Source organism: Stenotrophomonas sp. PUT21 (genome assembly GCF_052232875.1).
GTDB classification, from domain to species: domain Bacteria; phylum Pseudomonadota; class Gammaproteobacteria; order Xanthomonadales; family Xanthomonadaceae; genus Stenotrophomonas; species Stenotrophomonas maltophilia_N.
Map to the genome: position 1 here is coordinate 4,127,942 of NZ_CP197645.1, position 12,875 is coordinate 4,140,816.

Here is a 12,875-nt window from a genome sequence, read left to right on the forward strand (position 1 = left end):
AGACCGGGCAACACGGTGTGCCCGGCTGACCGACGCTGACCACCGTCCGAAGCCTCACGCCAGAGGTTCATGCCGCCGGGAGCAACCGCAGCCGACCAACGGTCGGCGCTACCCTCGGGACATCGGCGGGAATCGGGAGCAACCGCAGCCGACCAACGGTCGGCGCTACGCCGGTTCGTCTGGAATCAGCATGTCTTCCAGCTTGGCGATGCAGTCCTTCAACTGCAGCTTGCGCCGCTTCAGGCGCTTGGCTTCCAGCTCGTCGTCGCCATTGGCGGCCATGCGCAGAATCTGGTCATCCAGCGCACGATGCTCCTGCCGGAGCACGGCAAGGCGGGCACTGATATCGGTGGGTGTCATGGTGTCCACAGGCTCCGAGCATACACATCCGGGATGACCGCCGGGAGTGAACGCAGTCACTTCCTGGCACCTGTGAGGGTGCGCCTCAGCCGGTAGAATGAAGGGATGAGCGCTGCCGTCATCCGCCTGCCCGATCCCGTCTCGCGCGCCCGCGATCCGCGCGCGCCCGGCGGCATGCAGGACCGCCTGGCGCGGCAGCTGCGGCGCCAGGTGGGCCAGGCCATCGCCGACTTCGGCATGATCGAGGCCGGCGACAAAGTGATGGTGTGCCTGTCCGGTGGCAAGGACAGTTACACCCTGCTCGACATCCTGTTGCAGCTGCAGAAAAAAGCGCCGGTACCGTTCGAACTGGTCGCGGTGAACCTGGACCAGAAGCAGCCCGGCTTTCCCGAGCAGGTGCTGCCCACCTACCTGGCCTCGATCGGCGTGCCGTTCCAGATCATCGAGCAGGACACCTATTCGGTGGTCAGCCGGGTGATCCCGGAAGGCCGTACGATGTGTTCGCTGTGCTCGCGTCTGCGCCGTGGTGCGCTGTACCGGCATGCGGCCGAACACGGCTTCACCAAGATCGCGCTGGGCCACCACCGCGACGACAGCGTGGCCACGTTCTTCCTCAACCTGTTCCACCACGCCAAGCTCTCGGCGATGCCGCCCAAGCTGCGCAGTGACGACGGCCAACACATCGTGATCCGCCCGCTTGCCTACGTCAGCGAAGCGGACATCAGCGCCTACGCACAGGCGCGTGCGTTCCCGATCATTCCCTGCACGCTGTGTGGCAGCCAGGACACCCTGCAGCGCCGCCAGGTGGAGCAGATGCTGCAGCAGTGGGAGCGCGACCAGCCCGGCCGCATCGACCAGATCGCACGCGCGCTGGGCAACATCCACCCCTCGCAGCTGGCCGATCCGGCGCTGTTTGATTTCATGGCACTGGGGCGCGCCGCGGCCGCCCCGCTGCCCGACCCGCCGGCCTGGGCCGGCACTGCCCACGACCCCGGGCACGCCCCTGGCCCGGCCTGAGCCACGCCGGTGCGCCCGCCCTCCCTTTCACGCTCTTACTCTGGACGTCCATGTTCTTTCGCAACCTGACGCTGTTCCGCTTCCCGACCGCCACCGATTTCTCCGACGTGGACACCCTGCTGCCGCAGGTGCTGCTCAAGCCGGTCGGTCCGCTTGAAATGAATTCGCGCGGCTTCATCTCGCCGTTCGGCCGTGAAGAAAAAGCCGTGTTCTCGCACCGCGTCGGCGATGCGCTGTGGCTGACCGTCGGCGGTGAGGACAAGATCCTGCCCGGCGCGGTGGTCAATGATCTGCTCGCGCGCAAGCTCGAGGAAATCGAAGAGAAGGAAGGCCGCAAGCCCGGCGGCCGCGAGCGCAAGCGCATGAAGGACGACCTGCTGCACGAACTGATGCCGCGCGCCTTCGTGAAGAGCTCGCGTACCGACGCGCTGATCGACCTGACCCATGGCTACGTGGCGGTGGACTGTTCGAGCAGCAAGAAGGGCGAGAACATGATGTCCGACATCCGCGGCCTGCTCGGCAGCTTCCCGGCGATGCCGTTGAACGCCGAAGTCGCCCCGCGCTCGATCCTGACCGGCTGGATCGCCGGCGAACCCCTGCCGACCGGCCTGAGCCTGGGCGAAGAGTGCGAGATGAAGGATCCGGCCGAGGGCGGCGCGGTGGTCAAGTGCCAGCACCAGGAACTGCGCTGCGACGAGATCGACAAGCACCTGGATGCCGGTAAGCAGGTGACCAAGCTGGCCCTGGTGTTCGAGGACAACCTCTCCTTCGTGCTCGGCGATGACCTGATCGTGCGCAAGCTGAAGTTCCTGGATGGCGCGCTGGACCAGCTCGAGCATGCCGACGATGACGGCCGCCGCGCCGAACTGGATGCCCGCTTCGCCCTGCAGAGCGGTGAAGTGCGTCGCCTGTTCCTGCTGCTGGAAGAGGCCTTCAAGCTGAGCAAGGCGGACTGACCGGTACCGATCAGTCCCCAGTCATGCGCCGGTCACGGCCGGCGCTATGCTGTACCCATGTCCGGATTCCTCCGCCGCCTGATTTCGCCGGCTGTCAGCACGCTGCAGCGCGATACGGTACGGCTGCGCCTGGAGGATGCCGAGATCGATGTACTGCGCGTGCGCGATCCGCGGGCGCGCCGGATCAAGCTCAGCGTCGATGAGCGCGGTGTCCGCCTGACCCTGCCGCCGCGCGCCAGCCTGGTGATGGGTGAGCGCTTCCTGGACCAGCATCGCGGCTGGTTGTCCGAACAGCTGCGCAGCTACCAGGCCACCAATCTGCCGCCACCGCTGGTGATCGGCGAGCCGGGCGTGCTGCCGTTGCGCGGCGAACTGCTGCCACTGCGCTGGGAACCCGGTCGCTACGCACACCTGCGCGTGGACGAGCAGGGCGCCTGCCTGCACTGGCCCACGCGAGGCACCGACGCCACGCTGCGGCGCACCCTGCGCGAGTTCTATGAAGCACAGACCCGTGCCGACGTCGGTCAGTGGCTGCCGCGTTACCTGCCTGGCCTGCCACGTGCACCGGCACGGCTGCGGCTGAAGGTGATGTCCTCGCAATGGGGCTCGCTGGCGCCCGATGGCAGCATGGCGCTGGATCTGGCCCTGGTGCTGGGGAGGCCCTCGGCCTTCGAGTACGTGCTGGTGCACGAGCTCTGCCATCTGATCCAGGCCAATCATTCGCCGGCGTTCTGGGCCGAGGTGGAGAAACGCTTCCCGGCGTGGCACGCCGAGCGCGATTACTTCCAGCTCGAAGGGCGCCGCCTCAAGGCCACGCTGCGGCAGCTGCTGACCCCCACCCCGTAAAGCCGAGCGTTGGTCGGCGGGCTACCGGGTGGCGCGGGCGGCGGCCGCCTGCGCCCAGCGTGCCGCCACGCGCGGCGCGGTGATGCACACCGCCTGGTCGGTCACGGTGGTGACCGCGCGCTCCAGCAGCTGGATGTCGGCCTCGTGCTGGCGGGCCACGTGCGGATCCTCGAAGAAGATCGCGCGCTGGCAATGGCCTTCCAGCACACGGTCGGCGATCTGCGCATCGCCGCCCATCGGGCCGCTCTGATAGCGCGTCACCCACTCCTCGCCCTGTGGCCAGCCGCGGCTCCAGGCCAGTTCGTTCAGGCGCTGGCCGGTGGTGCCGGTGCCGACCCGGCTGCGGAAGCGCGACAGCACCTCGAAGTGCTCATCGGCAAAGGCCAGCATCGCCGGCTTCATCGCGTCATGCGCGATCAACGCCAGCGTGTGCTGCGCGAAGGCGTGCAGATCATCGGCGCCCGGGTCCGGCGCCAGGCCGGCGTGCAGGCGCTCCACTTCCACCCAATCACGCGCAGTGGCGACGGTGGAGATGAAGGGCTTGCCGTGGATCACGCACTGGCGCTTGAGCGCGGTGGCCTCGGGGAAGACCGAGGAAGGGTCGACCGGGTCCATCAAATAGATCGCACCGTCCAGCGTGCGCTCGGGCGTGCCCATGCCGACCACCTCGGCGACCAGCTTCATCAGGCCGCCCTCGCGGCCATTCGGGTAGCGGCGCAGCGGGGCGAAGTCCTGCAGGAAGCCCAGCCGCTGGATCGCATCGAAGGTGCGCCCGACCGCATGCAGCTCGACGCCCAGTTCGCGCAGCCCGGTGTCGCTGGCGCGCAGCCAGCGGAACAGTGCGGCGTGCTTGTCGTGGTGATGCAGGCGGTTCGCGGCCAGGCCGATGCGCATGAGGGCAGTCCAGAGGGTGACCCGGTCAGTGTAAGCCGTTCAGGTTGACGGAAAGCAAGCGTCGAACAGTGATGGCGATCACGCGTCATCACGCATTTTCGTAGTTGTTGCATGGTCTCGCGAGGGGTCATATCCGACAGTGGTGGTCGTCCGTCAATCAGGAAACCCCTGCCATGACTCTCTCCCCTTCCCCCATCGTTGCCTCATCCCCGCCCGCGGCCTCGGAAACGGGCCGCCGCATCCGCGCGCTGGCCACCGTACTGCGCGAGGCACCCGAAGCAGACGCGGAGATGCTGCTGGCCGGGCTGGCACGCATGCTCGATGCGCATATGGGCCGCGGCCATGACGATGTGGTCAGCAACCGCCGCATCCGCGACCAGCTCGACAACATCGAGCTGCTGATGGCGCTGGAAATCGAGCGCGCCGGCGTGCGTCATACGCCGATACCGGCGGTATCGCGCGCCGCCTGAGCGGCAGCCACGCGCGGCATCGCAACGGCGCCGTTACGCCGAGAGCAGCTGCACGATGCTGCCGGCCGCGTCACGGCCTTCGGCCACGGCCGTCACCACCAGGTCCGCGCCGCGCACCGCATCGCCACCGGCGAACAGGCGCGGGTGGGCGGTCTGGAACGGCAGGCGGCCACTGCCACCGGCCACGATGCGGCCGTTGGTGCCGGCCTCCACCCCCTGCCCGGTCAGCCAGGCTGGCGCACTCGGCGAGAAGCCGAAGGCGATGATCACCACATCCGCTTCCAGCAGCGATTCGCTGCCGGCGATCGGCACCGCATTGCGGCGGCCCTGTGCATCCGGTTCGTCCAGATGCGTTTCGACCACCATGACGCCGATCACTTCATCATCCGCACCGGCTTCGATCGACAGCGGCTGACGATTGAACAGGAAGCGCACGCCTTCCTCGCGGGCATTGGCCACTTCGCGCGCAGACCCGGGCATGTTGGCCTCGTCACGGCGGTAGGCGCAGGTCACCTTGGCCGCGCCCAGGCGGATCGCACTGCGCACGCAGTCCATGCCGGTGTCGCCACCGCCGAGCACCACCACGCGCTTGCCTTCCAGGTCCGGCAGGGCGATCTGATCTTCCCAGCCGGCGATCGGCCGGCCGTGCGCGTCGCTGCCGCTGACGATGCGGCTGTTCTGCACCAGGAACGGCAGCGCCGGCAGCACGCCCTTGAGGTCCTGGCCGAGCAGGCCGCCGTCGGTATAGCGGTAGGCGCCGGTCCCGACGAACACCGCGTCGTACTCGGCCAGCAGGTCATCGATGCTCACATCGCGGCCGATCTCCACGCCGAGGCGGAACTGCACGCCCATGCCTTCCAGCACGTTGCGGCGGCGGCTGATCACCGATTTGTCCAGCTTGAAACTGGGGATGCCGAACTGCAGCAGCCCGCCGATCTGTTCGTAACGGTCATACACCACGGCCTGGATGCCGGCATGCGCCAGCTTGTCGGCGCACGCCAGCCCGGCCGGGCCGGCACCGATCACCGCCACGCGCTTGCCGGTGGCCTCCACCGCGCTCATGTCCGGGCGCCAGCCGGTGGCCAGCGCGGTATCCACGATGTACTTCTCGACCGCACCGATGGTCACCGCGCCGAACTCCTCCAGCGTGCAGCTGCCTTCGCACAGGCGGTCCTGCGGGCACACCCGGCCGCACACTTCCGGCAGCGGGTTGGTCGAGTGGCACAGCGTGGCCGCTTCGTGGATGCGGTTTTCCTGCACCAGCTGCAGCCACTGCGGGATCGCGTTGTGCACCGGGCACTTCCAGCTGCAGTACGGGTTGCCACAATCCAGACAGCGCCCGGCCTGGAACTGCGCGTCTTCCTTGCCGAACTTGCCGTACAGCTCGCCCCAGTCGCCGGAAGTGCGCAGTTCGACCGGGATGCGCTGCGGCATCGTCCGGGGCAGATCGAGGAACTGGAAAGCTTGCTTGCGGCTCATGGCTTGCTCTGTGGTGAGGTTGCCGGCCAGCGGCCGGCACTACAACGGTGGGAACACGAGGCGCCGATCGACACCGGCGCTTCTCCGCGCTTACGCAGCGCGGCGCAGTGAGTCGGTCAGCGATTCGATACTGGCGGCCTTGGGTTTGACCAGCCAGAACTTGCCGACGTAATCGCGGAATTCATCGAGGATCTGCTGCGCCCAGATGCTGCCGGTCAGTTCGCGGTGGCGGCTGATCAGCGTGTGCAGGTGCTGGCGATGGTTCTCGAAGCCCTCGGCCGAGATGCGGTGGATGTCGATCAGCTCGTGGTTGTAGCGGTCCACGAAATCGCGGTCGATATCCAGCACGTAGGCCAGCCCGCCGGTGAAGCCGGCACCGAAGTTCAGCCCGACCTTGCCCAGCACCAGCACGATGCCGTCGGTCATGTACTCGCAGCAGTGGTCGCCCGCGCCTTCGATCACCGCCAGCGCGCCGGAGTTGCGCACGCCGAAGCGCTCGCCGGCACGGCCCGCGGCGAACAGCTCGCCACCGGTGGCGCCGTACAGGCAGGTGTTGCCGATGATCGCGGTGTTGCGCGCCTCGAAGCGTGCGCCACGCGGCGGGCGCACCACCAACCGGCCGCCGGCCATGCCCTTGCCGACGTAGTCGTTGGCTTCGCCTTCCACTTCCAGCTGCAGCCCACCGACGTTGAACGCGCCGAAGCTCTGCCCGGCGGTGCCGCGGAAGCGCAGGGTCAGCGGCGCATCACTCATGCCCTGGTTGCCGTGCGTGCGCGCGATCTCGCCGGACAGGCGGGTGCCGATCGAGCGGTCGGTGTTGTGGATCAGGAAGCGGTGTTCGCCGCCGAGCTTGCCGGCGATCGCGGGGGCCAGCAGGCCGTCCATCTGCGTGGCCAGGCTGTCCGGCGATTCGTACAGGCGCTGTGCGGCGCAGTGGCTGCCGGCGTACTCGGCCGGGTTGAGCAGGCGCGACAGGTCCACCTTGACCCCCGGGCGCGGCGAGACATCCAGCTGCTGCAGCAGGTCGGTGCGGCCGACGATCTCGTCCAGCGAGCGCACGCCCAGGTAGGACAGCCAGCCACGCACTTCCTCGGCCAGCAGCCGGAAGAAGTTCTCCACGCGCTCGGGCAGGCCGGTGAAGTACTGCGCGCGCAGGCGCTCGTCCTGGGTGGCCACGCCGGTGGCGCAGTTGTTGAGGTGGCAGATGCGCAGGTACTTGCAGCCCAGCACGATCATCGGCGCGGTGCCGAAGCCGAAACTGTCCGCGCCCAACAGCGCGGCCTTGATCACGTCCAGCCCGGTCTTCAGGCCGCCGTCGGTCTGCAGCAGGGTGCGCCCGCGCAGATCGTTGGCCACCAGCGCCTGGTGCGATTCGGCCACGCCCAGTTCCCACGGCACGCCCGCATAGCGGATCGAGCTGACCGGGCTGGCCCCGGTGCCGCCATCATGGCCGGACACGGTGATCAGGTCGGCACCGGCCTTGACCACGCCCGCGGCGATGGTGCCGACACCGGCGTGGCTGACCAGCTTCACCGAGACCAGCGCGGTCGGGTTGACCTGCTTGAGGTCGTAGATCAGCTGGGCCAGATCTTCGATGGAGTAGATGTCGTGGTGCGGCGGCGGCGAGATCAGCCCGATCCCCGGCTTGGCATAACGCAGCCGTGCGATCAGTTCGTTGACCTTGTGCCCGGGCAGCTGGCCACCTTCGCCGGGCTTGGCGCCCTGGGCGACCTTGATCTGCAGCACTTCGGCGTTGACCAGGTACTCGGCGGTGACGCCGAAGCGGCCCGAGGCGACCTGCTTGATCTTGCTGCGCTTCTCGGTGCCGTAGCGCACCGGGTCTTCGCCGCCTTCGCCGGAGTTGCTGCGCCCGCCGAGCCGGTTCATCGCGATCGCCAGCGCTTCGTGCGCTTCGGGTGACAGCGCCCCGAGGCTGATCGCCGCGGTATCGAAGCGGCGGAACAGATCTTCGGCCGGTGCCACCTGGTCCAGCGGGGTCGGCGTAGGGGCGGCCTTGAGCTGCAGCAGGTCGCGCAGCGCGGACACCGGCCTGCCGTGCACGGCCTCGCAATAACGCTGCCAGTCCGCGGCCTCGCCACTGCGCGCGGCGCGCTGCAGGGTCATGACCACGTCCGGGTTGTACATGTGGTATTCGCCGCCGTGCACGTACTTGAGCACGCCGCCCACGTCGGGGCGCAGCAGGTCGTTCCAGGCGCGCACGGTGAGCTCGCGCGCTTCATCGTCCAAGCGGGCGAAGCCGACGCCGGCCACACGCGAGGCGGTGTCCGGGAAGCACAGGTCGACCACCTCGTCATCCAGCCCGACGATCTCGAACAACTGCGCGCCGCGGTAACTGGCCACGGTACAGATGCCCATCTTGGAGATGATCTTGGACAGGCCCTTGTAGATGCCCTTGCGGTAGCGGCGGCCGATCTGCGACTGCTCGCCACCCTTGCTCAGCTGCAGGATGCCGCGCCGGCCCAGGTCGAACAGGGTCTGGTAGGCCAGGTACGGGTACACCGCGGTGGCACCGAAGCCGAGCAGGCAGGCCATGTGGTGCGGGTCGCGCGCGGTGCCGGTTTCCAGGATCAGGTTGACGTCGCAGCGCAGCCCGGCATTGGAGAGGTGGTGATGCACCGCGCTGGTGGCCAGCAACGCATGCACCATCGGCCGGTCGGCCACCGGGTAACGGTCGCTGAGCAGCAGCATGACGATGCCCTCGCGCGCGGCGGCTTCAGCCTCGGCGCAGATGCGCTCGATGCCGGCCTTCAGGCCTTCGTCCAGGCTGTAGGACAGATCGATCAGCCGGTTCTTGTCGGCGTACTGCTCCATCTTGATCAGCTGGCGCAGCTTGCGCTGGCTGAGCACGGGCGAATTGAGGATGACGTGGTTCACCGTCTCCGCACCGGCATGGAAGATGTTGGTCTCCTTACCGAGCTGGGTGGACAACGACATGACGCAGTCTTCGCGCAACGGATCGATCGGCGGGTTGGTGACCTGCGCGAACGCCTGGCGGAAATAATCGTAGAGCGGGCGGCTGTGCTGGCTCAGCACCGCCATCGGGGTGTCATCGCCCATCGAGCCGGTGGCTTCCTGCTCGGTCTCGGCGAGCGGGCGCAGGATCTGCTCCACTTCCTCGATGCTGAGCTGGAACAGCTTGTGATAGCTGCGCAGGGTGCGCTCGTCGAACGGCTCCTCGACCAGCGACGGATCGATCAGCTCGGTCTGCAGGTAGGTCACGCCCTGCTGCAGCCACTGCTTGTAGGGTGCGCGGCCGCGGTTGATGCGGTCGATGGCGTCCGAGTCGAGCAGGTCGCCGCGCTTGAGGTCGATGGCCATCATCTCGCCCGGGCCGAGCTTGCCCTTGCGCACCACGCGCTCGGCCGGCACTTCCCACACCCCGGCTTCGGAGGCGACCAGGAAGTGGCGGTCGGAGGTCAGCATCCAGCGCGCCGGGCGCAGGCCGTTGCGGTCCAGCGTACAGGCGGCATAGCGCCCATCGCAGGCCACGATGCCGGCCGGGCCGTCCCACGGCTCACTGTTGAGGCCGTAGAACTCGTAGAACGCGGCCAGGTCCGGATCCTTGAACTCCAGCGACTGGGTGGCCGGTGGCACCAGGATGCGCAGCGCCTGGATCAGCTCCATGCCGGCGCTGACCATCAGCTCCAGCATGTTGTCCAGGCTCTGCGAATCCGAGCCATGCATGGAGATCACCGGATCGAATTCGCCGATGTCGAAGCGCGGGGTCTTCCACACCTTGCTGCGCGCCTGCGCCCAGCGGCGGTTGCCTTCGATGGTGTTGATCTCGCCGTTGTGCGCCAGCATCCGGAACGGATGCGCCAGCGGCCAGCGCGGCAGCGTGTTGGTGGAAAAGCGCTGGTGGAACACGATCGCGCTGGAGGCCAGATCGTTGCGCTGCAGGTCCACGTAGAAGCGGCTCAGCTTGTCCGGCAGCACCATGCCCTTGTAGCTGATCGCATTCGGGCTGAGCGTGGTGACGTAGTAGTCGGCGTGCTCGCGCAGCTGCTGTTCGCTGCGGCGGCGGGCCAGGAACAGCGCCAGGGTGAAGGTGGCCTCGTCCTGCGTGGCACCGGCATCGACGAACACCTGTTCGATGTGCGGCAGCGTGTCACGTGCGAGCTGACCGCAGACGCTGGGATCGGTCGGCACCACGCGCCAGCCGACCGGCTGGCAGCCGGCGTCGCGCAGCTGCTGTTCCAGCGTCTCGCGGCAGGCCTGTGCGGCCGTGGCGTCGTGCGGCAGGAACACCACGCCGGCGGCGAAGCGCGCACCAAGCGTGAGCCCGGCCTCGGCGGCGAGCGCTTTGAGGAACACGTCGGGGCGGCGCAGCAGCAGGCCGCAGCCGTCGCCGGTGACACCATCGGCGGCGACGCCACCGCGGTGGGTCATGCGCGAAAGTGCGGCGATGGCGGTATCGACCAGCAGTCGGGACGGCTGGTCGTCGAGCTGGGCGACCATGCCGAAACCACAGGCATCTCGCTCATCTTGCGGGTCGTAAAGCCCTTGGCGGTTGCGGGGGGCCATCTCTGCCTCAATGTCGGGTGAGCGGCGACACTCGTCCCCGCTCAATCCGTTGAGCGCATCTGGAGGCACCGGATGACTCGACTAGAGCATAGTTGCTGCAACGCCGCAATACACGGTTGCAGCCGCAACCAAACCCCTGTGTTTCAGGGGTTTTCCCGCCCGCCTGTTCAGCCGCAACGGACGCCGGCGACCACGTTCTTGGCATCCACTTCCACGTTCAGGCGTTCGCCGATGAACTCCATCGTGGTCATGTCATTCGGCTTGAGCACGCGCAGGCTGGTGGCCCCGGCATCCTGCTGGGCCTGGCTGCCGATCTCGGCGGTATAGGGCTGGCCGACCAGGCTCTGCACCTGGGTGGCATCGCAGCTGCCGACCGGCGGCGCTTCCATGGCTTTGCCGGCCTCGTCGGTCGGCGCGGCCGCCGCTTCGGCAGCCTTCTGTGCATCGGTGGCAACCGCTTCCTGCTCGTCCATGGGCGGGGCGCTGCACGCACCGAGGACCAGCAGGGCGGGGAACAGGGCCATCAGCCCGAAAGAACGCCGCAGGCGGCGGAACGACAGAGACGACATCGGTACTCCAGAAAGCGAGCCAGTAAACGAAGGAGGATATCGCCAAGCGCGGTGTGAGGTGTTTGTGTTGCGTTATTGACGCGGTGCCGCACCGGCAGCGGTAACACTGCGCTTCCCTGATCCCGCGTCGCGTCCATGAGCCCGAGCCGCACCGTCACCCCCGAAGCCGCCGCTGCCCGCCAGGCCGGCCTGCGTTACGTCAGCGATGAACTGCCCGGCATCGCCCGCCGCAAGGCCGGCAAGGGCTTCGCCTACCGCGATGCCGACGGCGCGGCGGTGCGTGATGCCGCCACCCTGGCCCGGATCCGCGCGCTGGCGATCCCGCCGGCCTACACCGACGTGTGGATCTGCGCGCTGCCCAACGGCCATCTGCAGGCCACCGGCCGCGATGCGCGTGGGCGCAAGCAGTACCGTTACCACGCTGATTGGGCGCGGGTGAGGGGCGATGGCAAGTTCGATCGCATCATTGCCTTTGGTACTGCCCTGCCCACGCTGCGCCGGCGCCTGCGCCGCGATCTGAAGCTGCCCGGCTTCCCACGCGACAAGGTGCTGGCGATCGTGGTGGCGCTGCTGGCACAGACGCTGGTGCGCGTTGGCAATGAAGTCTATGCACGTGACAACCGCTCTTACGGGCTGACCACGCTACGCAACCGCCACCTCGCGCTGGTCAAGGGCGGCCGGGCGCAGATGCGCTTCCGGGGCAAGTCCGGGCAGGCGCATGAGGTGGATGTGGATGATCGCGAACTGGTCAAGCTGATCCGTGGCTGCCAGCAGCTGCCCGGGCAGGCGCTGTTCCAGTATCGCGATGACGATGGCGTGGTCCAACCGGTGGACTCGGGCATGGTCAACGACTATCTGCACGATGCGATGGGCGAGGATTTCAGCGCCAAGGACTTCCGCACCTGGGGCGGCACGCTGGAGGCGATCCGTCAGCTTGCCGTGACCGAGCTGCCCGAACCCTCCAGTGAGCGCGCGCTGGCAGCATTGCAGAAGCAGGTGGTATGCGAGGTCGCCAACCTGCTGGGCAACACACCGTCGGTGTGCCGCAAGGCGTATATCGATCCTTGCGTATTCGATGGCTGGCGGGCCGGCTCATTGAAGGCCCTTGCCGGCCTGCGTGGCGAGCGCCAGTGGGAGCTGGCCACGCTGAAAGTACTCAAAGCCGCACGGCGCACCGTCCGGCGCGCCCGCGCGGAATGAGCGGGACGATCAGCCGCAGTAGATCGCGGTGATGTTGTTGGTGTTGCCGGTTTCGATGGTCAGCCGCTCGCCACCGCTTTCCGCACCGGTGGTGGATGGCACCGCGCCGCTGGCGGTCGGGCCGCTTTCCTGGCGCTGACCGCGCAGCACCACCACTTCCAGGCTGTCGCTGTCCACGCGCGCCCTTTCAACGGTTGCCGCCGACGCAGCCAGCCCGGTCGCGCCGCGGACCTTGTCGATATGGCACTGGCCGGAAATGACGCCGTCGATCGGCTGGACCTGCGCGATGGGGGTGCTGCTGCAGGCGGACAAAGCAAGGACGGCCACAGCCGCGGACAGGTAACGAAGCATGCGACGCACTCCATGGGAATTGCGCTCAGGGTGCATCGGCGCCCGTATGCGGCGGATGAATCCTCTACACGGTGTGGGCACGCTCCATTCACCGTGCCTGGCCGCCCGGTTGACCATAGTGGAGGTGCGCACTGCCGACACGGGACCCCCCATACGGCGCGCATTCGAGTTTGATCCACGCATCTGAT

11 protein-coding genes are annotated in these 12,875 nt (G+C 67.9%); 5 read left to right on the forward strand and 6 right to left on the reverse strand.

Annotated elements, in window-relative coordinates; translation table 11 throughout:
• Positions 1–165: 165 nt before the first annotated feature.
• Positions 166–360, reverse strand: coding sequence for a YdcH family protein (locus tag ACTT2I_RS18420; protein WP_088435334.1), 195 nt, complete (start codon positions 358–360; stop codon positions 166–168).
• Between the two features lie 105 nt (positions 361–465).
• On the opposite strand from ACTT2I_RS18420, the gene ttcA reads away from it, so the two are divergent.
• Genes ttcA through ACTT2I_RS18435 form a run of 3 tightly spaced genes read left to right on the forward strand, consistent with a single transcriptional unit; the run spans position 466 to position 3,179 of the window.
• Positions 466–1,377 carry a tRNA 2-thiocytidine(32) synthetase TtcA gene (gene ttcA, locus ACTT2I_RS18425; RefSeq protein ID WP_421100053.1) on the forward strand — a complete coding sequence of 304 codons (912 nt, stop codon included), beginning with the start codon at positions 466–468 and terminating at the stop codon, positions 1,375–1,377.
• Between the two features lie 50 nt (positions 1,378–1,427).
• Complete coding sequence (locus ACTT2I_RS18430; RefSeq protein WP_019184123.1) at positions 1,428–2,333, forward strand: recombination-associated protein RdgC; 906 nt, start codon at positions 1,428–1,430, stop codon at positions 2,331–2,333.
• 57 nt (positions 2,334–2,390) lie between these two features.
• Positions 2,391–3,179: a M48 family metallopeptidase gene (locus tag ACTT2I_RS18435; protein WP_088435336.1), complete on the forward strand. Its 789-nt coding sequence runs from the start codon at positions 2,391–2,393 to the stop codon at positions 3,177–3,179.
• A 21-nt stretch (positions 3,180–3,200) separates the two neighbouring features.
• Here ACTT2I_RS18435 and ACTT2I_RS18440 read toward each other — a convergent pair whose 3' ends face one another.
• A complete protein-coding gene (locus tag ACTT2I_RS18440; RefSeq protein WP_088435337.1) occupies positions 3,201–4,073 on the reverse strand; it encodes a methylglyoxal synthase in 873 nt (290 codons plus the stop codon).
• 173 nt (positions 4,074–4,246) lie between these two features.
• Between ACTT2I_RS18440 and ACTT2I_RS18445 the strand changes: the two genes are divergently transcribed.
• The gene (locus ACTT2I_RS18445) at positions 4,247–4,543 is read left to right on the forward strand and encodes a hypothetical protein (protein WP_088435338.1); all 297 of its coding nucleotides are present in this window, start codon (positions 4,247–4,249) and stop codon (positions 4,541–4,543) included.
• A 33-nt stretch (positions 4,544–4,576) separates the two neighbouring features.
• Here the strand turns inward: ACTT2I_RS18445 and ACTT2I_RS18450 are convergent, their stop codons facing one another.
• The 3 genes from ACTT2I_RS18450 to ACTT2I_RS18460 all read right to left on the reverse strand — a co-directional run bounded on the left by ACTT2I_RS18450 (position 4,577) and on the right by ACTT2I_RS18460 (position 11,091).
• Complete coding sequence (locus ACTT2I_RS18450) at positions 4,577–6,022, reverse strand: FAD-dependent oxidoreductase (RefSeq protein ID WP_088435339.1); 1,446 nt, start codon at positions 6,020–6,022, stop codon at positions 4,577–4,579.
• Positions 6,023–6,112: 90 nt separating this feature from the next.
• Entirely contained in the window at positions 6,113–10,567 is a 4,455-nt protein-coding gene (gltB, locus tag ACTT2I_RS18455) for a glutamate synthase large subunit (protein WP_088435340.1), read from the reverse strand.
• 167 nt (positions 10,568–10,734) lie between these two features.
• Positions 10,735–11,091, reverse strand: coding sequence for an I78 family peptidase inhibitor (locus ACTT2I_RS18460; RefSeq protein ID WP_253247802.1), 357 nt, complete (start codon positions 11,089–11,091; stop codon positions 10,735–10,737).
• Between the two features lie 180 nt (positions 11,092–11,271).
• On the opposite strand from ACTT2I_RS18460, the gene ACTT2I_RS18465 reads away from it, so the two are divergent.
• Positions 11,272–12,336, forward strand: coding sequence for a DNA topoisomerase IB (locus tag ACTT2I_RS18465; protein WP_421100054.1), 1,065 nt, complete (start codon positions 11,272–11,274; stop codon positions 12,334–12,336).
• Between the two features lie 9 nt (positions 12,337–12,345).
• Here ACTT2I_RS18465 and ACTT2I_RS18470 read toward each other — a convergent pair whose 3' ends face one another.
• Positions 12,346–12,687 (reverse strand): hypothetical protein, encoded by a 342-nt coding sequence (locus tag ACTT2I_RS18470; RefSeq protein WP_088435343.1) that lies wholly within the window; start codon positions 12,685–12,687, stop codon positions 12,346–12,348.
• Positions 12,688–12,875: the final 188 nt, after the last annotated feature.

What these genes read in the sequence shown, in the direction of transcription:
- ACTT2I_RS18435 (WP_088435336.1), top strand. Translation starts at nt 2,391, where the DNA reads ATGTCCGGATTCCTCCGCCGCCTGATTTCGCCGGCTGTCAGCACGCTG.
- ACTT2I_RS18445 (WP_088435338.1), top strand. Translation starts at nt 4,247, where the DNA reads ATGACTCTCTCCCCTTCCCCCATCGTTGCCTCATCCCCGCCCGCGGCC.
- ACTT2I_RS18450 (WP_088435339.1), bottom strand. Translation starts at nt 6,022, where the DNA reads ATGAGCCGCAAGCAAGCTTTCCAGTTCCTCGATCTGCCCCGGACGATG.
- ACTT2I_RS18460 (WP_253247802.1), bottom strand. Translation starts at nt 11,091, where the DNA reads ATGGCCCTGTTCCCCGCCCTGCTGGTCCTCGGTGCGTGCAGCGCCCCG.
- ttcA (WP_421100053.1), top strand. Translation starts at nt 466, where the DNA reads ATGAGCGCTGCCGTCATCCGCCTGCCCGATCCCGTCTCGCGCGCCCGC.
- gltB (WP_088435340.1), bottom strand. Translation starts at nt 10,567, where the DNA reads ATGGCCCCCCGCAACCGCCAAGGGCTTTACGACCCGCAAGATGAGCGA.
- ACTT2I_RS18420 (WP_088435334.1), bottom strand. Translation starts at nt 360, where the DNA reads ATGACACCCACCGATATCAGTGCCCGCCTTGCCGTGCTCCGGCAGGAG.
- ACTT2I_RS18470 (WP_088435343.1), bottom strand. Translation starts at nt 12,687, where the DNA reads ATGCTTCGTTACCTGTCCGCGGCTGTGGCCGTCCTTGCTTTGTCCGCC.
- ACTT2I_RS18440 (WP_088435337.1), bottom strand. Translation starts at nt 4,073, where the DNA reads ATGCGCATCGGCCTGGCCGCGAACCGCCTGCATCACCACGACAAGCAC.
- ACTT2I_RS18430 (WP_019184123.1), top strand. Translation starts at nt 1,428, where the DNA reads ATGTTCTTTCGCAACCTGACGCTGTTCCGCTTCCCGACCGCCACCGAT.
- ACTT2I_RS18465 (WP_421100054.1), top strand. Translation starts at nt 11,272, where the DNA reads ATGAGCCCGAGCCGCACCGTCACCCCCGAAGCCGCCGCTGCCCGCCAG.